This window comes from Hahella sp. HNIBRBA332 (assembly GCF_030719035.1).
GTDB lineage: Bacteria > Pseudomonadota > Gammaproteobacteria > Pseudomonadales > Oleiphilaceae > Hahella.
The window spans coordinates 3,881,241-3,904,028 of sequence record NZ_CP132203.1 but is presented as its reverse complement, the minus strand read 5'-3'; the positions used below and the strand labels follow the sequence as shown (position 1 = coordinate 3,904,028).

The following is a 22,788-nucleotide window of genomic DNA, read 5'->3' as shown; positions in this document are numbered from 1 at the left end:
TTTATTGTTAGGGTGGTTAAAAAAGCCGGCTAATCTAGCCGGCCTTCTTCAACAGCATGACATGCCACCTGTGTTCCGTCTACCTCCCTTAATACGGGGACTTCACGTTTGCAGCGATCGTTGGCGAGAGGGCAGCGGCCATGAAATACACAGCCTGAGGGCAGGTTTACCGGGGTGGGCACTTCGCCTTTGAGGCGGATAAAGTCAGGCTTCTCGTCTTCCAGTCGAGGAATGGCGCTGAGCAGAGCCTGGGTGTAAGGGTGCCGAGGGGCCGCGAACAGCTTGCGGGCTGTGGTGACTTCGCAGAGAGATCCCAAATACATGACTGCGACGCGGGTGCCGAAATGTTCAACAACGGACAAGTCGTGGGTGATGAACAGATAGGTGAGGCCGCGTTGTTCCTGAGCGTCCATAAGCAGGTTCAACACTTGCGCCTGGATCGATACGTCCAATGCGGAAATCGGTTCGTCGGCGACAATAAACTCAGGATCTACAATCAGTGCGCGCGCGATGCTGATACGCTGGCGCTGACCGCCGGAGAACTCATGAGGGAAGCGCTCGCCCCAGGAAGGGTCTACGCCCACGGACTTCATGACTTCCGCCACTTTGTCCTTCAGCTCTCCGTTGGCTAATTTAGGTTGGTGCCAGCGAATCGGCTCCTCAAGCGTTTGCTTGATTGTCATGCGCGGATTGAGTGATGCGTAGGGGTTCTGAAAGATCATCTGCATCTTGCGACGGAAGGGCATCATCTCATTGGATGACAGATTGTCGATGCGCTGACCTTCGTAGCAAATCTCTCCGCTGCTGGGAGAAAGCAGTCCCATCACGACGCGTGCGACTGTAGACTTGCCGCAGCCGGACTCACCGACCACGCACAACGCCTCACCTTTCTGAACATCCAGAGAGACGCCGTTGATGGCGTGCACGTATTCGCGCTTCATGTGGAAGCGGCCGTTGGCGAAACTGATTTGATCCAACCAGTCGCCATGTATAGGAAACTTTTTGTACAGGTTTTTTATATTCACCAATGCTGTCATAAGACCGGACTCTTGTAATTCTATTTCTCTTCGGAAGCGGGGACGTTAGCCTGTTTGATCATGTCCTCCACCATATGGCATGCCACGCGGCAACCACCGGATATAGTAAAGTCCGGCTGTTCCTTTTCGCATCGCTCTTGCGCGTAGGCGCAGCGCGGATGGAAGGCGCATCCTCTAGGAATGCGTTGCAGCGGCGGCATCGCTCCGGGAATCTGGTACAGACGTTCTCCAGGCACGCCCTGTTGTGGCAGGGCGTTGATCAGGCCTTGCGTATAGGGGTGTTGAGCGTCATTGATGATTTCCTTGGTCGGGCCTTGCTCGATTATTTTTCCTGCATACATGACGATCATCTGTTGGGTGACCTGGGAAACGACGCCCAGGTCGTGAGTGATCAGAATCAGACCCAGGTTCTGGCTTTTGCACAGTTCCAGCAGCAAATCCATGATCTCCGCCTGGATGGTGACGTCCAGTGCGGTTGTCGGTTCATCGGCGATGATGATGTCCGGGTTCAGCAAAAGAGCGATAGCGATAATGATGCGTTGCTTCATACCGCCGGAAAGCTCGTGAGGATATTGGTCCAGCCGCTTTTCCGGGGAAGGAATTTGCACCAGCTTGAGTTTTTCCAGGGCGATTTTTTTCGCGTCGACTTTGGAAACGCGAGTGTGCGCCTGCAGGCATTCAACCATCTGGTCGCCTACCGTCAGTACGGGATTCAGGGTCATCATAGGATCCTGAAAGATCATGCTGATGCGGTTGCCGCGTACGTTGCGCAGCTCGTCGGGAGACATTTTCAACAGGTTTTTGCCGTCGAAGTTGATCTCTCCGCCTGAGATAAAGCCAGGGCGACTCAGCAAATTAAGAATCGAGAAGGCGGCTACGGATTTACCGGCGCCGGATTCGCCCACGATACCCAGGCGTTGACCGCGGTCAACGGTGAAGCTGATGTCCCGCAGGGCGGTCACGGCGCCGCTGCGCAATCCAAATTTTACTTCCAGGTTTTTAACTTCTAATAGCGCCATGGATCAGCCCTTGTAAAGCTTGGGATTGAGAACGTCGCGCATCCAGTCGCCCAGCAGATTCACTACCAGGACAAGACAGATCAGCACGATGCCGGGAATGATGGTGATCCACCAGGAGCCCGAGAAAATAAACTCAAATCCGCTGGAAATCAGGGAGCCGAGAGACGGTTTCGAAGGCGGCATACCCAACCCAAGGAAGGACAGGGACGCTTCCGAGATAATAGCGTTAGCGATCTGCACCGTGGAGATGACCAGTACTGGCGATAACGTATTCGGCAGAATATGGCGGAACATGATGCGATTGGAGCGCAGACCAATGACTCTGGCGGCGTCCACATACTCTTTCTTACGTTCAGCCAACACTGTCGCGCGAACGGTACGGGCGTACTGCGGCCATTCAGCGATGCCGATAACCATAATCAACATGAATAACGCCAGCTCCTGGTACAGCTCTGCGCCAAATGCGGCCTGGAACACGGCCAGGACAATGATCGCCACCATCAACGTGGAGAACGATAACTGAATGTCCGCCAGACGCATCAGGAAGTTGTCGATTTTGCCGCCGAAATAGCCGGCGATCAGGCCAATGACAATTCCCAGAAACGCTTGCAGCAATACTGCGCAGACGCCAATCATCAACGAGATGCGAGTGCCGTAGAGAATGGTGCTCCACATATCGCGTCCTTGTGAGTCGGTGCCGAAAACGAAGCGTTCGTCACCGTTTTCTTCCCAATTGGGTGGGATTTCCGCGTCCATGATGTCGACCTGGGTAAGGTCGTAAGGATCAAAGGGCGCCAATACGGGGGCCAGCAGACTCGCAAACAGAATCAATGCGAATATCGTAAAACTGACGATCGCGATCTTGTCTTTTTTGAAGCTGTGCCAAAAGTGAGAGTCTTTAAACTGCGCCCATCGGCTCGGTGAAGCTTTAACGTTAGATTGCATGAGGGTTACTCTCCTTCCTGATGCTATTGCTTACCGGCCAGTTTTACGGTTGGGTTAACCAGTCCGTAAATCAGGTCCACGATAGTGTTGGTAATCACAAAGATGGCGCCGACGACAATCAGATAGGCCACGATCAGGGGCGTATCGACTCGGTTCACCGCTTCCAGGAACAGGAAGCCCATGCCAGGCCATTGGAAGACCGTTTCGGTCAATATCGTATAAGCGACCATGGTGCCTATTTGCACGCCGCCGACGGTAATGACGGGCAGCATGGTGTTTTTAAGCGCATGCAGAAAGTAAATACGCTTCGGATTCAGACCTTTCGCCCAGGCGTAACGCACGTATTCTGATTCCAGCACCTCCATCATCTCCGACCGGATGAGGCGGATAAATAATGGCAGCATGATGGAAGACAGGGCGACTGAAGGAAGAATCAAGTGTTTGATTCCATCCCAGGTGAAGAAACCTGAGTCCCAATAGCCGAATACATGGACCAGTTCGCCGCGTCCAAATGAGGGCATCAGTCCCAATTCGATGGCGAAGACGTACATGAGCAGTATGGCGGTAAGGAATACTGGTATAGAAATCCCGATAATACTGACGCCCATCACCAGTTTGGAAAACCAGTGATGCGGTCGAATGGCTGAAAACACGCCGAGCGGCGCCGACAACAGGACGATGATCAGCGTAGCGCCGAATACCAATTCCAGGGTGGCGGGAAGTTTCTTGAGGATAACCTGCAAGGCGGGCTCTTTAAAAAAGTAAGAGTCGCCAAGATCTCCCTGAACGGCTTTTTTTGCGAAACGCCAGTATTGGGTGAGGAAGGGGTCATTGAGGCCCATTTCTTCCCGCAGAGCGTTACGTTCTTGTTCTGATACGGCTTGTCCCACCAGTTCACGAAGTGGGTCGCCAAGATTGTCTTGAATGGAGAAACTGATCAGGCTGATGACGAACATCACCACCGCAGCCTGAGCGATTCTGCGAATTAAAAATGCCAACATCTAATAGATACCTAAGGCGTTAAAAGGAGAGCCAGATTCTTTCCCTTCGGACAGCAGTCCCATCACTGCTGTCCGATCCCCTCCAGAATCTGGCTCTGATTCTTTGCCTGAATGGCGGATTAATCAAGCTTGGTTAGTAGCTTACTTAATCACCAAGTCGCCGAAGTATGGGAAGTCCATAACGTTCAACACTTCTTCAGCTCCGACATTCTTTTTGGAGGCCCAGGCTAGGTCCTGCCAGTGCAGTGGGATGAAGGCGCCTTCGTCATACAGAGTCTTCTCGATGTTCTGCATGATTTCTGCGCGTTTCTTGGCGTCAGTGATCTTGTTGGCCTCTTTCACCATCTCGTCCACTTTCGGGTTGCAGTAGTTACCGCTGTTGTACTGTCCTGCGCCTGTTTCGGTGTTCGGGCACATCACCAGGAACTCGTAGAAGTTGTTGGAGTCCTCAGTGTCGGAGTGCCAGCCGATCATCATGATGTCCGCCGCACGAGCGTCGAACTCAGGCCAGTATTGCGCTTTCGGCAGGGTTTTCAGGTCCACTTTGATGTTGATTTTCGCCAACATGGCGGCGGCGGCCTGTGCGATTTTTTCGTCATTCACGTAGCGGTTATTAGGCGCCATCATGGTGACGGAGAAACCTTTTTCGTAACCTGCTTCTTTCATCAGCTCTTTGGCCTTTTTCAGGTCAAAGCGTGGCTTCAGGTCCGCGTTGTAACCCAGGTAGCCTTTCGGGCTTAATTGAGCGGCAGGCGTGGAGAAGCCTTTCATGATCTTGTCGCTGATGGCTTCCTGATTAATTGCGTAGTTGATCGCCTGACGTACGCGAGGATCCTTGAACTCAGGACGACGATTCTGGTTCATCTGGAATGTGATGATGCGCGTGCCGCTCATGGTGACCAGCTTGGTGTTCTTGTCGGACTCAATGCGCTTGAGGTCGGTCGGCGGTACTGGCGCGATATAATCCACGTCGCCGGAAAGCAGCGCCGCGACGCGAGTTGGATCTTCTTTGATTGGCGTCAGGATCATTTTGTCGACATTACCGGGAGACTTGCTGTCCCAGTAGCCAGGGTAGCGGGAGAACTCAACTTTTACGCCCTGTTCGCGATAAGACACAGTATAAGGACCGGTGCCGGAGGCTTTGCGGGAGGCGAAAGAGTTGCCGTGTTTCACCAGCAGGTCTTTAGGCTGACCATTATCATCTGTGCCGCTGTAGAAGGCGCTGTCCATTGGGAAAAGGTAGGTGGCGTTGTTCAGCACCAATGGAAAAGGCTCTTTGGTCACCAGATCGACGGTGTAGTCGTCTACGATTTTAACGTCCGCGAATGGCTCGAAGATTCCCTTGAAGTCAGGAGACTGCTTCAGACGATCGAAAGTCCACTTCACATCTTTGGCGGTGAATGTGTTTCCAGAGTGGAACTTAACGTCTTTGCGCAGGTGGAAGCGCATGGTCAGGTCGTCGACTCTCTCCCATTTTTCCGCCAGGCGGGGTTCAAAAGAGAGGTCCTTGGTCCAGCGCACCAATGGATCGAACAACCAGTGGGACAACTGTAAGGTGCCGCCGGAAAGTTGTTCATGGGGATCGAGTGAAACGGGGTCTGCGTCCAGCGCGAGCTTGAGCGTCGCGGCGTTAGCGTTTACCAGGCCTAGTGATAGAACGGCCCCGGCAATGATACCAAGAGTCTTTTTCATTGTTTCGTCTTCCTTCTTTGTTGGGAATGACTGTTTATTATGAGCGACCGGAAATATCCGTCCTGGAGCCACCAGCCGCGTCTACTGCCGACAGGTCAGCATTAGAAGGCGTTAAATCAAACCAGTGTTGATTCAGGTTATCCCTAAAGAAAATGATACATGGTCGTTAGAAGCGAGTACTGCATCATGTGATAAGCAGCCTAATGGCTCGCCTATGAGTCAGACAATCGAAATTTCGACACGTCTCATGCATGAAACGTATAAGTATGCACCCGTATTGTGAAACGCCGAAATTAATTGGTGCAGATAGGAGTAGGGGTTCTGCGATATTTTCTCACCTTGAGTTGAGGACGCCTAAGTGTTTGAAAAATTGGGGTGAGTAATAAAAATGGCGAAAAAAGAACCTATCGACTATATTAGGTGGTCGGCTTCGCCATAGATTTTGCGTATACGCCAGCCATTCGAAATCCAAGTTTAACGCAAGGGATTGTTCGCCAGCGCCAGTCGCAAGATAAAGCTATTGCAAGCCCGCCTTCAGTCGTCAGGGGAACTCCTGTTCCCGTCCTGTTGTAAAAACTTTGTTTGGAGCAAAGTGAATGGAAAATATGTACCCTGCTGGTCCCGCCTCAGTTCCTGAGAATCTCACTCGTCCCTCTGCTGGTTATAAGCAGAAAGCCTGGCTCGCCATGGCTGGACTGGCGCTATTTGTCGCACTCTACTTCTCCTTGGCGGGCTGGTTCAGCTGGATAGCCGGTAAGCGTATTTACGCCGCCTACCTGGGTGGTGACGATGTGCTGTTTAACGCAGTCGCCGGCGCCCTGGCCGCATTTCTGGCTCTATTTCTGCTAAAGGCGTTATTTTTTGTCAAACATGGACATGAATCCGGCGATATTGAAATTACGCCGGAGCAAGAGCCCAGACTATTCGAGTTTTTATATCGGCTGGCGGACGAGGCGGGTGCGCCAAGACCACACCGCGTTTTTTTGTCGCCACGGGTCAACGCCGCGGTATTTTACGATCTGTCCATTCTCAACCTTATATTTCCTTCCAAGAAAAATCTGGAGATCGGTCTAGGGCTGGTGAACGTGCTGACTTTAGGCGAGATGAAAGCCGTTCTGGCCCATGAGTTCGGGCACTTCGCCCAGCGGTCAATGGCGGTGGGGAGATGGGTGTACGTGGCGCATCAAATTGCCGCCTATATCATTGCTGAACGGGATATGTTCGATAACTTTCTGCGCGGGCTGTCCCGATTCGATTTACGTATAGCCTGGATCGGTTGGCTGCTGTCTTTGATCGTTTGGTCGATACGATCCCTATTGGACACGGTGTTCAGTCTGGTGGTGATGGCGCAGCGCGCGCTGTCGCGGGAAATGGAATTACAGGCGGACCTGGTGGCGGTGTCTTTGACCGGCAGCGACGCCCTGGTGCATGCATTGCATCGATTGCAAGCCGCAGATGAAGCCTGGGACCGCGCGTTGCGGTTTGTCGGCGGCGAGTTGAGCGAGAAGCGCGGAGTGCAGGATATTTTCGCCGTGCAAAGTCGCGTCATCGCCAGCATTGGCAAGATACTGGATAAACCAGACTATGGCTGCGCCCCTTTGCTGCCAGAGGCGAATCCGGAAACGCATCGAGTGTTTAAATCCGCTTTGGCGCAACCGCCTCGCATGTGGGCGACGCACCCGGAGAACTCGGAAAGGGAGAGCAACGCCAAGCGAGTCTATGTGGCGGCGCCTTTGGATGAACGCTCGGCCTGGGAACTATTTTCCGATCCCGCGGCGATGAAAGCGCAAATGAGCGCCCATCTGATTCGTCTGGAAGAAGAGGCGGAACCGGCGGATATTCAAGAGTCTCTGTTGAAACTGGACAGTCAGTTTGATCGGGCGTATCTGAACCCTGTTTACCGGGGCGTCTATTTGGGGCGTTCAGTCGTGCGCAGTGCTGAGACAGTTGATGATTTATATGACAAGAAACCTATTACGAGCGCCATCAACACTGAACTGGACGCCCTGTATCCCGAGACCTTGACGGCGGACCTGGAGCGCTTGCGCAATCTGGAAGAGGAGCGGGTTTCGCTGCAGGCCGTATACGACAAAATTTTTACTGCCCCTGGCGGCGTTATCCGCCATCGTGGTCAGGAACTCAAGAGGGCGGATTTACCGGATGTTATCGCTGAGCTGGAAAAAGAAGTTCAGGACGCCCGCGAACAGATTTGTCGCCATGACCGCCGTTGCCGCAGCGTGTTTCGAGCTGCGGCGAAAAGGCTTCCGGGGGGCTGGGATGCATATCTGACAGGCTTGGCGGCCATGTTGCATTACGCTGATCACTCGGAAGCCAATTTAAGAGACGCGCAGGGATTGATGGCTAATGTGGTTGCAGTCATTACTGCGGACCGCAATGTCAGTTCCCGTGAATTGAAGCGTTTGTTGGTTGTGGCGGAAGAGGTGTATCAAATTCTGCGCCTCGATTTCGCGGTGGCTGTGGAGGTGAATTTGGACGCCACGTTGAGTGAAAAGCTTGGCTTGTCCAATTGGAGTGAAGCGTTTGGCGAGTTCAAGCTACCGCCGCCCAGCAAGAAAAATATCAATGAATGGATGCAGGCCATCGATAGCTGGATAAACAGCGCCGCCGGCTGTTTTTCTGCGCTCAAGCATGCGGCGTTGGAGCAGTTGTTGTTAACGGAGGCTAAAGTGGCGCAAAGCCTGAAACACGGAGAGCAAATTGGAGCGGCTCCGAAACCTTCCCGGGCTCCTGCGAAATATTCGGTGTTGTTGCCGGGCGCTGAACGTAAGCGTCAAAAACGACTCGGGCTCTGGGACCGTTTCCAGACTGCGGATGGCGTTGCGCCTGCGTTGGCGCGTTTCATTATCGCATTGGCGATCGTGGGAGCGGCTCTGGGAGCGGGGCAGTTTGCGGAGCTTTTAGCGCGCTAGGGCGCCTGATATGGGATTCTGAGAAGATAAAAAGAACCCGGCGTGAGCCGGGTTCTTTGCGTTGGGGTCAGCGTGGCAATCTGACTGTCAGATAGTTGGACGGAGTGCTTGCGCCGCAAGCGTTCTTCGCCACTACTCTAGGGTAGTACACATAACCCTTTTGCAGTTGGTGGAAGTCCACGTAGTTGCCCTGGGTGCTCTGATAAGGCTTCCAGGATCTGGCGTAGCCGTCCCAGGTTTGCACTTCATATTGCGTGGCGCCGGTTACTTTTGGCCAAGTCAATCTGAACTGGGTGGAGTAGACGTAGGAAGACTGCAAACCGGCTGGCTTGGCAGGTGGATTCGTACACCCTTTACTCTGGTGGATGACTACTTTGATCCAGTTGGTCGCCTGTCCTGAACCGCACTGATTCTTGGCGTAAACGCGATAGTACTCGGTTGTGCCCAGACGGCTTGCTGTGACATCCATTGAGGTCGCATCAGTTTCCTTATGGTCGCGCCATTCCCAGCCGGTCCATTTTTGCACCGCATAGGATGCTGCGCCGTCTGCTGCGCTCCAGCTCAGAGTGAAGCGTCCATCCGTGACATCCGATGCGGCGAATGCGCCAGGAACGGCTGGAGGCTGTGTGCAGTCCTGGCTGTCAGTCAGTTCAACTGTGAGATACTCGGATGGAGTGGACGCACCGCAAGCGTTCTTGGCGGATACCCTGACCCACTGAGTGCTGCCTTGCTCAAGTCCGTTGACGGAAACAGTCGTCTCGGCAGTGTCTTCCAACGCTTCCCATTTAGAGGCGGATTCGTTCCAGATTTCAGTGTGATAGCTTTCCGCCCCGGAGACGGCGCTCCAACTGAAGCTGAAAGACGTTGCGCCAATATTCGCAGAAGCCAGGCCTGTTGGCGTCGCGGGCGCTTCTTTACAGCCGGAATCAGAGTCGCCCAGCGTGATTGTCCAGGTATTCTCTGCGACCAGCAGCTTGTTGGGATCTTTGATGACGCGAGACGTCTTGTCTGCTGCAACGGCCTTCAGCTTATAGACGCCTTCCTGATACTTGCCGCTGTTGAAGGTGAATGTCGCGCCTTCGCCTACTTGCTGGTCATTCAAATACCACAGGGTCTTCACTGTATTGGAAGCAGTGTCCACCGGAGTAACGGAAAAGTCTCTGGACTCGCCTTGTCCCATGGAAATATCGGTCTGCGCGGGATTGGCTGCGTCGATGACATTAACGCGGCCATAAATGCGACGCACGATTTCGCTTTCATTGACGGCGTAGAAAGGCTTGCCCAGCTCTTTCATCATGGAGTTTTGCGTGGGGCGGTACATGCCGCGAGTACAATACATCGCTCCTTCAAATACGCCGACGTTGGAATCGACATCCATCCAATGCCGCCATTTGGCGCCGCTGGAATTGGCGGTGGCGTTGGCGTTGTCCGGTTCGTGCACCTGGCAGGTCCCATAATCGTATTCGTCAGCGAGTTTGGCGAAGCTGTGGCCCAGCTCGTGTAGTGCAAGATCAATGGCTTGCGGCGCCAGGGACATGGTGGCTACCTGGCCGCCCGCACCGCCATATTTCTCTGTGTTGACTACGACCAGGACTTTGTCCATGGCGTTCGCCGGCATGACGGACTTCAGGTAGTTGAGTACTTTGCTTTCGTTGACGCAAAGCAGGCGCTCAATGTTGTAGCAGTTAAAGTAGGCGCCGAATTTGGTATCGATAGGACCGCCGTTGCCAGCGCCGCTCTGATTGCTCGGTACTTCCACACGCCATACGTTGAAATGGTTTTTGTACTCTTTATAGATATCTTCGCCGAAGTAGCCCTCTACGATTTTGCGCACGTCTTCTTCGAACTTGCTGAGGTCGCTGTTGGTGTAGCCTTCAGAAACCAGAACCAGGTCAGCCCGGTTTTCCGAGTCGCCGGTTTTGAAAACGCTGAAAACCCCGTTATCTTCCCGAGCTTCCAGGCTTACTGACGCTGCTGTCTGCGCTGTCTGTTTCTTTCCCAGCTTGATGCGCTGCAATAAGTTGAACTGGTAGCCGGAGCGCTGTTTTTTAATGGAGTTCAATTCTAAAGTGCGGATATCCGGACGATTGGGCACGTCGAGACGCAGCGTCCCAGTGTTTTTGACAATCTCTTCCGCTATTTCTATCTGGCCGCTTTCGGGGTCGAAAGCTTCCGCGTGCATCAACAAAGGGTTGTCGACCGCCTGCCGATAGACTTCGCGGCCTTCGGCGTCCTTACCTATCACCATTAATTGGTCGTCGGAAACGATTTCATCGTCCTGATAAAATTTGGCCTGTTTGGCGATTTTGTCTTTCACACTGGCGTTGACGCCGGCGGAAAGATCGCTGGGATTGGCGGCGTTGACTTGAGTGCGATCCAACTGGATATGCAGCTCGGTCACTGATTCTGCTGTGGCGAAGGCGGATGAGCACAGCAAAAAGACAGGTATGAATAACTTCGCAAGCGCCTTCATTTCTAGCTCTCCTTTCAGGCAAGAGGTCCATGGACGGGATATGCGCCGGAGTTTGTGCGTCGGCGGCATCATCCGGAATCATCCATTTCTCATGGTTAATGACATGCCCGGAGCCTTAACTCCCTCTGCGCCGGACTGGTTAATTGATAAGCATAGCCGCTTAATAATACACAGGAGCGGAGGCCTTTTATGTAGGTCCTAGGAGCTATGCAGGAGGGCGTATAGCCAGTTAAATCAATGGCCTAGGCTTATTTTGAAATGTGAGGGCGATTTGCTTTCCGGCATAACGCCAGCTCTAAATAACGTAGAGAAATAAAGAAATACTTTTTTCGAATAAATTAATTGAAGCGGATAATTACGGATGCGTTTTTATAAATAGAGGGCGTTCTGTTCGCAGATCACTTTGCCGGCGACAAAGCGTATGAAAAATTAGGAAAATGAATCTCTGACGCTTATTATCGGAAGCAGGCCGCACGGCCTTAGAAGCTTTTATTAAATTTTTATGAAGGGTGTCTCCACTGTGATCGAACATATCAAAGGCAGTCTGCTTGAAGCACAGCGGGCTCTGGATGACTTTATCGCTAACGCGGAGGCTTTGCGTAGCGTGGAGGCGGCGGCCGAGACGTTGATTAAAACCTACGAGCGGAAGGGACGGGTATATTCCTGCGGCAACGGCGGCTCCATGTGTGACGCCATGCACTTTGCAGAGGAATTGACCGGGCGTTACCGTAATAACCGGTCAGGATTGGGCGCCATCGCCATCAGCGACCCCAGCCACATGAGCTGCGTCGCCAATGATTATGGCTACGATTATGTTTTCTCAAGATATATCGAAAGCCATGGCCGCGAAGGCGATAGCCTTATCGCCATCAGCACCAGCGGCAAGAGTCCAACCATTCTTAATGCGGCGAAAGCGGCGAGAGAGCAGGGCGTCAGCGTGATCGCCCTGACGGGTAAAGCGGGCTCGCCATTGGAGAGCCTGGCGGACGTCTGTATCTGCGCTCCCGGCGGCTCCTATGCAGACAGGGTGCAGGAACTGCACATCAAAGTGCTGCATATTCTGATTGAGTTGGTGGAGCGTCGCTTTTTTCCTGAGAACTACGAGCAGGCTTAAATCCCGGCGTTGACCCGACCTGAATAAAAAAAAACCGGGCGTCAGGCCCGGTTTTTTGTCAGTCAGACAGGTTAACCGCGGGGTTTGATTCTACGCGTGGAAAGCATCTTGGACGGCTGCAATAAGTCATCCAGTTGCGCGGCGGTCAACAAACCTTCCTCCAGCACTAGCTCCACAACGCCGCGTCCAGTATGCAGCGCTTTCTTGGCGATGCGGGTGGCGTTTTGATAACCGATGAACGGATTCAGCGCGGTGATGATGCCGATGCTGTTCTTGACGGTATGCTCACAATGCTCTTTGTTAGCGGTGATGCCGGCCACGCACTTGGTTTCCAGCATTTTGATGGCTTCGCCGAGCATGCGCATGCCGCTGAGCAGGTTGTAAATGATCAACGGCTCCATTGCGTTCAACTGCAACTGTCCCGCTTCCGCCGCCATGGTGATGGCGAGGTCGTTGCCGATGACCTGAAACGCAGTCTGGTTCATGGCTTCAGGAATAACCGGATTCACTTTGCCAGGCATAATGGAAGAGCCGGGCTGCATGGGCGGTAGGTTGATCTCATTGAAACCGGCGCGGGGACCACTGGATAGCAGGCGCAAGTCATTGCTGACTTTTGACAGCTTCACGGCCAGACGCTTGAGCACGCCGGAAAACAAGATGAAGGCGCCCATATCCGAGGTGGCTTCAACCAGACAGTGCGCCAATTGCATGGGCTTGCCGGAGATCTCGGCGAGTGCGTCAATCGCCAGATCCGGGTAGTCCGGGTGGGCGTTCAGGCCTGTGCCGATGGCGGTTCCGCCGAGGTTCACTTCCTGCAGCAAGCCCGCCGCGTAGCTGATGCGGTCGATATCCTCGCGTAATGTTACGGCGTAAGCGCCGAACTCCTGGCCAAGAGTCATGGGAACCGCGTCCTGAAGCTGGGTGCGTCCCATTTTAATGACGTCGGCGAATTCCCGTGATTTCTCTTCCAGCGCTTTGATCAAATCCGACAGTGCGGCGCTCAACGGCTCTGAAGCGAAAATAATGGCGAGTCGCGCAGCGGTAGGATAGGCGTCGTTGGTGGACTGGGACATGTTAACGTCGTTGTTGGGGTGCAGGAATTCATACTCGCCCTTGACGTGCCCCATGATTTCCAGCGCGCGGTTGGCGATCACCTCATTGGCGTTCATGTTGGTGGAGGTGCCTGCGCCGCCCTGAATGAGGTCGACAATAAATTGGTCGTGATAGCCGCCGTTGATAATGTCGCGGCAGGCGGCTTCAATGACTTCCGCCTTGGCGTCGCTTAGCTGGCCGGTTTGCTGGTTGGCGCGGGCCGCCGCCATTTTGACCATGGCCAGAGAGTTGATCAGTTCCGGGAAATGGCTGATGGGAACGCCGGTGATATTGAAATTCTGTTTGGCGCGTTGGGTTTGAATTCCGTAATACGCGTCCCGGGGAACGGGCTCATCACCCAGTAAGTCGTGTTCGATTCGAACCTCGGTCATAGATACATCTCGCATGGCCAACAATTATGCAGGCAATGGAAACATGGTGGCTCAGTCGCTGCAATCTCGTAGAATCACTTATCCTGCGGGGGCTCCAGCGGTTTCGAGCGACGTTAACAGCGCACGGGCGCACTCTCTCAATTGGGCGGTGATTTGTTTTCTGCCGCTCAGGCGCGTCAGACGGGCGACTTCGCTCCAGTCTTGCTGTTGCTGTACTTTGGCGCGCCAAAGCGCGGCGGCTTTCTCTTCCAGATGTGTTAAGCCTGTTTGGGCGCATAAAATCAGCAAGAGATCCTCGACATTCTCATACGGCCTGCTCCCCTCGACAAACAGCTGCAACAGCTCTATTTCCCGGGCTTGCAAAGCCTCCTGCGTCTGAGTTGGTAGCCGGGATAATATCCAGGGCTCGCGGGCGAAGACATGGTGGCTGTCGAAGGCGCTGCGACGCACCAAACGATCGTGCGCCTGAGATATCAGCGCTTCCCCCTCGGATTTGAGAGACATCGCAACGCAAGCGGCATAGGCGCCAGCGACATGGTCGCGTTTGCCGCCCAGGCGCAACAGGCGATATCCTGCCTGCTCCCAGAACTGCAGCAGGGCGTCGGAAGCGCCAAAACTGGCGCCGATCAGACAACAGTCGGTTTGTTCTAAGGTTCTCTTTAATGCCTGCAGCATCCACAAGCCGACGCCGCGTCCCTGACGTTTGGGGTGTACGGCGATGCGAATGACACGGGCCATCGGACGTTGTAATGCCTCTCTGACGCTCATCTGCTGGGCGAACAATTGCTGTAATAAATGCCCTCGCGGACGACGGGTTCCGCGCCAGATGGCGTCGATAAGTTGCGGTTCAGTGAATGGGCGTTCATGGGAAAGCAACACTGCGCCGAGGACGCGGCCGCGCACCGTTGATACAAATACGTCCAGCCCCGGGCTATCCAGCAGGGTTCTTAAATCGTCCGGGGTCGTGCGATAGTGGGCCAGGGTCAGTAGCTGGAATATTTCCGATAGTCGCTGTGGAGAACGCAGCAAGGATTCGCCATCAAGTCTTTCGAAATTCAGCTCACTCTCATCCCAAGCGGTTGGTAAAGGTGCAGGTTGATACTGGTTAAGCAATAAGGCGTCGTTGATAAAAGTTTCCAGTGGGTCGCCTTGCGACCAGCGCATGGGTTGCGACATCGTCACATGCCGCCAGCCAGGACGGCGTTTGTCCAGCAATGGAAAGACCCGCAGTGGAAAGCCTTGTCCGGTGCCTTCGTAGCCATGAAGGGTGGTGGCGAAGACAACACTGGGGTAATGCTCCAGTAATGACGCCAGAATGGGAGTTGGGATCGCGGCCGCTTCGTCGATTAAAACTATGTCAGCCGTGGGGAGGCGTTGTAATAAATCGTCGGGAGCGATGAATATCAGGTGTTGTTTGAGGCGTTCCTGATCCAGGCCCAGTTCAGTCGCGGTCATCTCCGCATGTTTGAATAGCGTGGCCACGGCGGCGAAGGAGGGCGCCGTCACTAAAACGCACTCCGCTCTTTCTGCGATTCGGTGCGCGGCTGCAATGCCTAGTGAGGCGGACTTACCCCGGCCGCGGTCGGCTGTAATGGCCAAGGCATCGTGCTGTCCCGCAATCAGCGCGCGCAAGGCTGTGATCACGGCGGACTGCGAAACCGATCCGGTATGCGCAACGGCATTGGATGGGGTATTCGAGGCCGTGTAACGGATGATTGGCTTCGCATTCCCGGCGAACGTGACTCGCAGCCACCCGCTGGCGTTGTCCAGGTGCTTCTGCAAGTGTCGCAGATAATGACCATCCACATCTTGGTGAGTGAACGGATGCGCTAAAATTCGTTGATAATCCGGATCATCGAATGATGGCCATTGCTGCGCCGGCGGGGTCAACAAAAGCAATACGCCTCCCCCGCGTACGGTTCCGGTTAGCGCTGCGAAGGCGTCTGCATGAAATCCGCTGCGCGCGTCGAATATCAGGCAGTCAATTTCCTGTCCGAGCCTGATTTGAAAGCGGGCGGCCTCCAACACTTCCAGTTTCGTCTGCAATGTGGGCGGCGGCGAGGCGGGCGCGCCTACCCAGACAATCTGTTGATTAGGCGTTAACAGCTCAAGCGCAGGCCAGAGCGCGGCATCGATTTCTGGCGCGTCACCCTGAATCAAAACCGGCGCTCTGAAATTGGCGGCGCGAGCGCGGGCTAAAGCGGACGCGAGGGCGTCGCGCCAATTCTCCTCTTGAGACATTGCGGAATACTGCATGGTCGGTGGTTGTCTCGCAGGGTCAGTCTTTGGGGCTGCGGTCGCTATTCATTATTTTGGTGACGAAGACACAGCTGTCATAGCGCTCGAACGACCAGCGCATAGTGGCGTTAATGGCGGCGGTGACATCCTCGAAAGAGCCGAAGACCTGAGTGCTCATGCGATTAGGGCGAACATCCACGCCGGGTTGCTGTTCAAGGTGCTTGATGACGTCGCGAACGGGCGGTTTAAAATCGTCGGTGAAGGGGTAAAAGCTCAATTCCGCTGAAATATTCATCCTGAGTTCCTCACTGTGATTAGCCGTGGAGCCGACTATGCAAACACGCCGACTTTGTGTTGTCTATGTTAGCAGCGCCGCGTGGCTTCATATAGATGACCGGAAAGCCGATGAAACCTTAGAAATACAGGGCGGAGGCGCTTATAATACCGGCCTATTATTTCAGGGGGACCCACTGTGTTTGATTTGCATAAATTTTCCCTTCGCGCGCAGGAAATCATTGAGGCCGGCAAGTTTTTGTACGGCGCCGGCTGGTCTCCCGCCACCAGCAGCAATTACTCCGCGCGCATCGACGACGCCAACATCGCCATCACGGTATCCGGTAAGCACAAAGGGCGTCTGCAGGCGCAGGATATCATGGTCGTGGACTTGCAGGGACGGGCGGTGGCCAGTCAGATGAAATCCTCGGCGGAAACGCTGCTGCACACCGTTATCTACGACCTGAAACCCAATGTTGGCGCCGTGCTGCATACTCACTCCGTGACCGCTACGGTGCTTTCCCGCGCGTTGCGTCCCAATACGGAGATCGTATTTGAAGATTACGAACTCCAGAAAGCCTTCCGTGGCGTATATACCCACGAAGGGCGCTGTGTCGTTCCCATATTTGATAACACTCAGGATATTGAAGCGTTGTCCGCGTTATCGGTGGAGTATCTGAAAGAGCATTCGGATTGCCCCGGTTACCTGATTCGCGGCCACGGTATGTATACCTGGGGAGAGACTATGGCGGAATGTTTGCGTCATGTGGAAGCCATGGAATTCCTGCTAGCCTGTGAATTGGAGATGATGAGGATCAAGTCATGAGTAGCTTGCGTATTTACAACGATAACGATTTTTCGCAACCCCTGGTCTTTACCGAAGATGGCGCGGAAATTTCCCGCCAGCTGAACGAAGTGGGCATTCGCTTTGAGCGCTGGTCCACCCGTGAGCTGGAAGAGGGCGCGACGCCGGATTCAATTCTGGCGGCGTACCAGGCGGAAGTGGAAAAGTTGAAAGCGGAAAATGGTTTCACTACGGCGGACGTGGTCAGCCTGACCCCAACCCATCCGCAAAAAGATGACTTCCGTAAGAAATTTCTGGATGAGCACCGTCACAGTGAAGACGAAGTGCGCTTTTTCGTGCGCGGCCAAGGTCTGTTTTACCTGCACTTGGAAGACAAGGTTTATGTCGTGTTGTGCCGTAAAAATGATCTGATCAGCGTCCCTAACGGAACTAAGCACTGGTTTGATATGGGGCCTGAGCCTGAGTTTACCTGCGTGCGTTTATTCACTAATCCTGAAGGCTGGGTGGCGCAGTTTACGGGCGACGAAATTGCATCGAAAGCGCCTCGCTATGAACAACTGATTGAGGCGGCGTAATGGCGGAATTTAACGGTATCAGAGCCATTGTCACCGATATTGAAGGCACAACAAGTAGCATCAGTTTCGTGCATGAGGTGTTATTTCCCTATGCCGCCAAGCATATGGACGCTTTTATCCGGGAAAACTTTTCTGCGCCTGCCGTCGCTGAGCAATTGGATGAAGTCGCTCGCCTGGGCGGTGTCGACCGCAAAAGCCCTGATGCGTTGATCAGGCAGTTGTTGGACTGGATTGCGGAAGACAAAAAAATCACTCCGCTGAAGGCGTTGCAAGGCATGATCTGGCGCTCTGGTTATGACGAGGGCGCTTACAAGGGGCATGTCTATCCGGAAGTGGCCGAGCGTTTGCGTCATTGGCGCGAGCTGGGTATACGCTTGTTCGTGTATTCGTCTGGCTCGGTTGCGGCGCAGAAACAGATTTTCGGTTTTTCCGAAGCGGGCGATTTGACGCCGTTGTTTAGCGGCTATTTTGATACCCGCGTCGGCGGCAAGAGAGAAGCGGACTCATATCGGGCGATTGTGCGTGAAGTGTCGGAGCCTGCGTCTAGCGTCTTATTTCTCTCCGATGTGCCGGCTGAACTCAGCGCAGCGGCGGAAGCTGAGTTGCAGGTGTGCCAGTTGGTGAGAGGCGAAGGCATTGAGCGCCAGGAAACTTATCCGGCGGTCGCCAGTTTTACTGATTTGGTGGTTAAACCTGCCTGAGCATACTAAAAAGCGAGAGGCGTCGCACTCTCGCTTCTTCCCGCCTCATTATCTTTCGTATCTTATCAATCCCTAACTTCACCTCATGATGACTTCTACCCTGAGGCTCTGTCTCTAACGAGAGGTTTGGCTCCAGTGAATCTGCTTTCATAGTCGCTAAATTGTTTCCGTTATGCGTGAGCTGACGCGAATACGCAGTACGTTTTCTTTCTCCAGAGCTACATCCAGCTCTAAAGCAAGGCAGGCGGCGGCTTCCTGCACGATAGCCAGACCGAGTCCGTAATGGTCGCGCTGGCTGCGGGATTCGCCTTTGCGCCAGAAGGGGTGGAATAAGCGCTCAAGGTCCTCGTGTGTCAGGTCCGGCGCGGTGTTGCGTGTTTCCAGCGCGAATCCGCAGGCGCTGGCGGACAGGGATAGGGCGACAGTGGATTCCAGTGGCGCGTATTCCACCGCATTGGTGAATAAATTGGCCATGATGGTGGTGAGCAGGCCTTTGTCGCTGGTGATGATGAGCGTATTGGGCGCTTCCGCCTGCACCGTCAGTCCTCGTTTATTGGCGAGCGCGTGAATGCGCTGGCGCTGTTCGTCGAATAAGGCGGCGACGTTGATCGGCGTGTTTTCCGGTTTACTCGACCCGGATTGAAAGCGCGCCAGGAGCAGCATGGAGTTGACCAGATTGGCCATGGAGTGTGAGAGGTGGTTGGCGTGTCGCACCGCCGTCAGCAGACGCTCTTGATTTTGCTGGGCGCGTAAGGCGATATCCGTGGCGATGCGGAGTTCCGCCAGCGGGGTTCTCAGTTCGTGAGCGGCGTCGGAAGTGAAGCGGCGCTCCCGTTGCAAGGTGAAATCCAGCCGTTTCAGTAAGGCATTGAGGGTCTCCGCGACCGGCGTGATCTCTTGCGGCCAATGTAAGTCGGCTTCCAGCTTTTCTCCGCTGGAACGAATAGCGCTGACTTTGGTGGTGAGCTCTCGTAACGGCTTTAGTCCGCGGCCAATGGTGAGATAAACAATCAGAAACGTCAGCGCTGGCAGGATGGCGGCAATGGCCAGCATCCAGTTGCGCAGCAGAGCGAGAGACTGGTCGAGGGAAGTGCGTTCCCTGGCCACCAACAACTGTACTTCCATGCCTTGCACATGCTCTGACACTTTCAGATCAGGTTGCTCTTCGATCCACCCCCATTGCGCATCGACTTTTTGAAAAATGGCTCGCGCAGGATGCTTGTCCTGCAGATCGAAAAAGTAAGGCTTCTTATCCGCTGGGCGGGGAGGGTAGGACAGGCGGCGATTTTCTTCCTCCAGCATGGGGGATTGGTCCACGATCTCTTTGCCGTCTGCGCTCCACACTTGAAATATGCGCGAGCCGCCAGAGTTGTATTGGGTCGCCACGTCAAAGTCGATATCGATATAGAAATCGCCGTCTGGCCACACCCGGGCGACGCTGGCGACATTTTGAAATTCCAGCAGCAGATCGCGATCGAAGTTGTCGATGAGAATCTTTCGCGCAACCAGATAGGCGGCGGAGCACAGGGCCAGCCCCAGCAGACTGACGCCTGCGAAGGTCAACCAGGTGGTGGTGAAACGGATGGACTTCATCGCATTGAACGTCTGGAAATTGAGAGTCGATGGTTATGACTGGCGTATCTGATAGCCATGTCCCCGGCGGGTAAGGATAATCGAAGGACGGTCTTTGTGATCAATCATTTTTCGCAGGCTGGAAATGGCGGAATCGACAACGTTGCTCATGGGTTCGATTTTATCGTCATAGATTTTGTGCTCGATTTCCTGTCGTGACACCACGCGATGACGGTTCAAGGCCAGACATTCCAACAGCGCATACTCACGAGGAGGGAGGTTGATTGGAACGCCACTGACGCTGACTTGCTTGCTGTGTAAGTTGATGGTCAGTTCACCGATTTCCAGCAGATTGCTGGCGCAACCGGCTCGGCGACGCAACAAAGCCTCTATTCGCGCCAACAATTCAGCGAAATCAAAAGGCTTCACTAAATAGTCGTCGGCGCCGCTGCGCAGGCCCAGTACGCGATCTTCAACATTGTCCCTGGCGGTCAGCATCAGAACCAGGCTGTCAGCGCCGAGAGTACGCAGTCGGTCAAGCAATTCGAAGCCGTTCATACGTGGGAGCATGATGTCGAGAATGATCAAATCGTAGGCTTGCTCGCTGGCGAGCCATAAACCTTCCTCGCCGTCTGCGGCGGCGTCAACCACATAACCGGCGTCGCCCAATCCGATGACCAGGCTTTGGCGTAAAATGTCGGCGTCTTCAATGACTAGTAAACGCATAAAAGGGACTTGCTTCCTGTTGTGAAGGGCGTCCGCCCAGATGAGTCGGACGCGTCCCTGCGCCCTGTCGTTTTCAGACTAATAGAAGGTTTCTATTTATCTGTCGTACTAATGGCTCTCACAGGCGACGACATTACGTCCATCCAGACTGTAACCCTTCGCCCACAGACCGGAAATGCCTACGCTTTCGAAATACGGACAGGCCTTGCGCAGGAAACGACGCTTGGAGATCTCCCCTTCGTCGCCATCCGTGTAGTACTCCTGATTGAACACCGCCTTATTGGCGTTGAGAAAGGTGTCTTCATATTCTTCACACTCTTCATAAGCAAAACATTGCTCATTGACGGCGAAATCAAAGTAAGCCACCAGCTCTTCCGCCTGACCCACATCGTTTTTCAGACCTACGCTGAGGCCACGGGCGTGAGCGGCTTGCGCGATCCAGATATTATAAGCCAGTTGATCCGCGGCGCTGATTTCACCGTGAGTTTCGCTGCGGTTGTCGTAGCCGTCCATATTATCCGGCTCGACGGCATCGCAACCTGCGTCACGGGCCAGATCCAATCGCGCTTCCATGATGGGTTTAATGGTCTGCTCCAAAGCCGTTTGGTTACCGATGTTCAACCAGGTTTCGCCGGGCCAGTCGTCCATGTCGCCGTCAGCGATCACCGAATCCTCGGTGAACTGGTTGGCGTCGGAACGCCAATCTTCACGGGTGCCGGCGCTGAAGTAGCAAATGACTTTCTTGCCTTTGTTTTTCAACTGGTGAATGAGGCTGTTGGAGCCGTTTTCACTGCCCTCAAACAGATCAATGTCGTAGGCGTCCACGTCAAGATCCATGTTGATGGAGCCATAACGTTGCAGTTGCCACATCCAGGTTGTCCCAGGCGTTGGGCTCCAGATATCGCCAACGGTGTCGCCGCCGTTGTCTCCATCGGTATCTCCGCCGTCGCCATCATCGCCACCGGGATCTCCGCCATTGTCACCTTCGTCGCCGTCGTCACCGCCAGCATCGCCGCCGTTGTCGCCATCGTCACCACCTGTGTCGCCACCATTGTCTCCGCCGGTATCGCCACCGTCGTCATCCCCATCGTCGCCGGGGTCTACTGCGCCGGGGCAGGACAGGCTGGTTCCACCATCCAGTTCGAAACTTTGCCGCCAAAGCGCGGAAATACCGGCGCTGACGAAGTAGGAGCAGGCGTTGCCGAGGAATTGGTCTTTTGTGATAACGCCTTCTTCGCCTTTTTCATAGTATTCCTGGTTGAATACGGCTTTGCCGGCGCTGAGGAAGGTGTTTTCGTAAGCGACGCATTCATTGCCCCAGGCGTAGCATTGTTCGTTGACGGCAAAGTCAAAGTACGGCGCCAGTTCTTGCAACTGGTCAACATCGTTTTTTAGACCGATGCTGAGACCACGGGCGTGCGCGGCTTCCGCCAGCCACTTGTTGTAGGCCAGCTGATCCGCTGCGCTGATGGCGCCGTGGGTTTCATCCCGGTTTGTGTAACCGTCCACATTGTCCGGCTCCACTGCGTCGCAGCCCTCGTCACGGGCTAAGTCCAACCGCGCTTCCATGATGGGTTTGATGGTCTGCTCCAGGGCGGATTTATTGCCGATGTTCAACCACGTCTCGCCAGGCCAGTCCTGCATGCCGCCATCTGCGATCACCGAGCCAGGGGTAAATTGGTCGGCATCAGGACGCCAGTCTTCACGGGTGCCGGCGCTGAAGTAGCAAATGACGCGTTTGCCTTTGTTCTTTAACTGGCGAATCAGACTGTTGGAGCCACTACCGCTGCCTTCGAACAGATCAATGTCGTAGGCGGTGACATCCAGATTCATATTCATGGAGCCGTAGTTTTGCAGTTGCCACATCCAGGTTGTTCCTGGTTTGGGACGCCAGATATTGGCGGCGCTTTGCGATCCTGAGTTGGAAGTAGAACCGCTGTTTGTTGCTTTTGTCTCATTATCTTGAGTGCCTGCGTCTGAGTTACAGGCGGTGAGACCCAATGCGCAGGCAAGCGTCACCGCCGCCAGGGCGGGTTGCAGGCGCTTGCGGGCGAAAGGCGGATTGGCGGAAATGTAAGGACCGAATAACTTCTGGGTCATTGCTGAACTCCTGAGGTTCTAATTATTAGTTACGTAGGAAGACTGGCTCACTGTGTGAGTGAGCCAATTTCATCCTAATCAGGAGAAACTTACCGGAACATTA

At 54.3% G+C, this 22,788-nt stretch carries 17 protein-coding genes; 5 read left to right on the top strand and 12 right to left on the bottom strand.

Features of this window, described 5'->3' with window-relative positions; translation table 11 throughout:
- Positions 1 to 29 precede the first annotated feature (29 nt).
- The 5 genes from O5O45_RS17250 to O5O45_RS17230 form a co-directional block, all read right to left on the bottom strand.
- Positions 30 to 1,037, bottom strand: a complete 1,008-nt coding sequence (locus O5O45_RS17250) for an ABC transporter ATP-binding protein (protein WP_305900613.1) — start codon at positions 1,035 to 1,037, stop codon at positions 30 to 32.
- Positions 1,038 to 1,057: 20 nt separating this feature from the next.
- The gene (locus tag O5O45_RS17245) at positions 1,058 to 2,056 is read right to left on the bottom strand and encodes an ABC transporter ATP-binding protein (RefSeq protein WP_305900612.1); all 999 of its coding nucleotides are present in this window, start codon (positions 2,054 to 2,056) and stop codon (positions 1,058 to 1,060) included.
- A gap of 3 nt (positions 2,057 to 2,059) precedes the next feature.
- Positions 2,060 to 3,001 carry an ABC transporter permease gene (locus tag O5O45_RS17240; RefSeq protein ID WP_305900611.1) on the bottom strand — a complete coding sequence of 314 codons (942 nt, stop codon included), beginning with the start codon at positions 2,999 to 3,001 and terminating at the stop codon, positions 2,060 to 2,062.
- Positions 3,002 to 3,024: 23 nt separating this feature from the next.
- Positions 3,025 to 4,002: an ABC transporter permease gene (locus tag O5O45_RS17235; protein WP_305900610.1), complete on the bottom strand. Its 978-nt coding sequence runs from the start codon at positions 4,000 to 4,002 to the stop codon at positions 3,025 to 3,027.
- Positions 4,003 to 4,143: 141 nt separating this feature from the next.
- Positions 4,144 to 5,694: an ABC transporter substrate-binding protein gene (locus O5O45_RS17230; protein ID WP_305900609.1), complete on the bottom strand. Its 1,551-nt coding sequence runs from the start codon at positions 5,692 to 5,694 to the stop codon at positions 4,144 to 4,146.
- Between the two features lie 596 nt (positions 5,695 to 6,290).
- Here O5O45_RS17230 and O5O45_RS17225 point away from each other — a divergent pair.
- Positions 6,291 to 8,624 (top strand): M48 family metallopeptidase, encoded by a 2,334-nt coding sequence (locus O5O45_RS17225; RefSeq protein ID WP_305900608.1) that lies wholly within the window; start codon positions 6,291 to 6,293, stop codon positions 8,622 to 8,624.
- A gap of 67 nt (positions 8,625 to 8,691) precedes the next feature.
- On the opposite strand, the gene O5O45_RS17220 is transcribed toward O5O45_RS17225, so the two are convergent.
- Complete coding sequence (locus O5O45_RS17220) at positions 8,692 to 11,097, bottom strand: M64 family metallopeptidase (RefSeq protein WP_305900607.1); 2,406 nt, start codon at positions 11,095 to 11,097, stop codon at positions 8,692 to 8,694.
- A gap of 520 nt (positions 11,098 to 11,617) precedes the next feature.
- Between O5O45_RS17220 and O5O45_RS17215 the strand changes: the two genes are divergently transcribed.
- Positions 11,618 to 12,211: an SIS domain-containing protein gene (locus O5O45_RS17215; protein ID WP_305900606.1), complete on the top strand. Its 594-nt coding sequence runs from the start codon at positions 11,618 to 11,620 to the stop codon at positions 12,209 to 12,211.
- Between the two features lie 71 nt (positions 12,212 to 12,282).
- Here the strand turns inward: O5O45_RS17215 and aspA are convergent, their stop codons facing one another.
- The 3 genes from aspA to O5O45_RS17200 all read right to left on the bottom strand — a co-directional run bounded on the left by aspA (position 12,283) and on the right by O5O45_RS17200 (position 16,228).
- Complete coding sequence (gene aspA, locus O5O45_RS17210) at positions 12,283 to 13,695, bottom strand: aspartate ammonia-lyase (protein ID WP_305900605.1); 1,413 nt, start codon at positions 13,693 to 13,695, stop codon at positions 12,283 to 12,285.
- Positions 13,696 to 13,773: 78 nt separating this feature from the next.
- Entirely contained in the window at positions 13,774 to 15,936 is a 2,163-nt protein-coding gene (locus O5O45_RS17205; RefSeq protein ID WP_305900604.1) for a tRNA(Met) cytidine acetyltransferase TmcA, read from the bottom strand.
- A gap of 37 nt (positions 15,937 to 15,973) precedes the next feature.
- On the bottom strand, positions 15,974 to 16,228 hold the full coding sequence (locus O5O45_RS17200; protein ID WP_305900603.1) for a hypothetical protein: 255 nt from the start codon (positions 16,226 to 16,228) through the stop codon (positions 15,974 to 15,976).
- A 177-nt stretch (positions 16,229 to 16,405) separates the two neighbouring features.
- Here O5O45_RS17200 and O5O45_RS17195 point away from each other — a divergent pair, with 177 nt between their 5' ends.
- The 3 genes from O5O45_RS17195 to mtnC are packed head-to-tail and all read left to right on the top strand — an operon-like array spanning position 16,406 to position 18,287.
- The gene (locus O5O45_RS17195; RefSeq protein ID WP_305900602.1) at positions 16,406 to 17,032 is read left to right on the top strand and encodes a methylthioribulose 1-phosphate dehydratase; all 627 of its coding nucleotides are present in this window, start codon (positions 16,406 to 16,408) and stop codon (positions 17,030 to 17,032) included.
- Positions 17,029 to 17,586, top strand: a complete 558-nt coding sequence (locus O5O45_RS17190; protein WP_305900601.1) for a 1,2-dihydroxy-3-keto-5-methylthiopentene dioxygenase — start codon at positions 17,029 to 17,031, stop codon at positions 17,584 to 17,586. The genes O5O45_RS17195 and O5O45_RS17190 overlap by 4 nt, the downstream gene beginning before the upstream one ends.
- Positions 17,586 to 18,287, top strand: a complete 702-nt coding sequence (gene mtnC, locus O5O45_RS17185; RefSeq protein WP_305900600.1) for an acireductone synthase — start codon at positions 17,586 to 17,588, stop codon at positions 18,285 to 18,287. Before O5O45_RS17190 ends, mtnC begins: the two co-directional genes overlap by 1 nt.
- A 156-nt stretch (positions 18,288 to 18,443) precedes the next feature.
- Here the strand turns inward: mtnC and O5O45_RS17180 are convergent, their stop codons facing one another.
- The 3 genes from O5O45_RS17180 to O5O45_RS17170 form a co-directional block, all read right to left on the bottom strand.
- Entirely contained in the window at positions 18,444 to 19,880 is a 1,437-nt protein-coding gene (locus O5O45_RS17180; RefSeq protein ID WP_305900599.1) for an ATP-binding protein, read from the bottom strand.
- A gap of 33 nt (positions 19,881 to 19,913) precedes the next feature.
- Entirely contained in the window at positions 19,914 to 20,585 is a 672-nt protein-coding gene (locus tag O5O45_RS17175) for a response regulator transcription factor (protein ID WP_305900598.1), read from the bottom strand.
- A 108-nt stretch (positions 20,586 to 20,693) separates the two neighbouring features.
- Positions 20,694 to 22,685 carry an endo alpha-1,4 polygalactosaminidase gene (locus O5O45_RS17170; protein WP_305900597.1) on the bottom strand — a complete coding sequence of 664 codons (1,992 nt, stop codon included), beginning with the start codon at positions 22,683 to 22,685 and terminating at the stop codon, positions 20,694 to 20,696.
- Positions 22,686 to 22,788 lie beyond the last annotated feature (103 nt).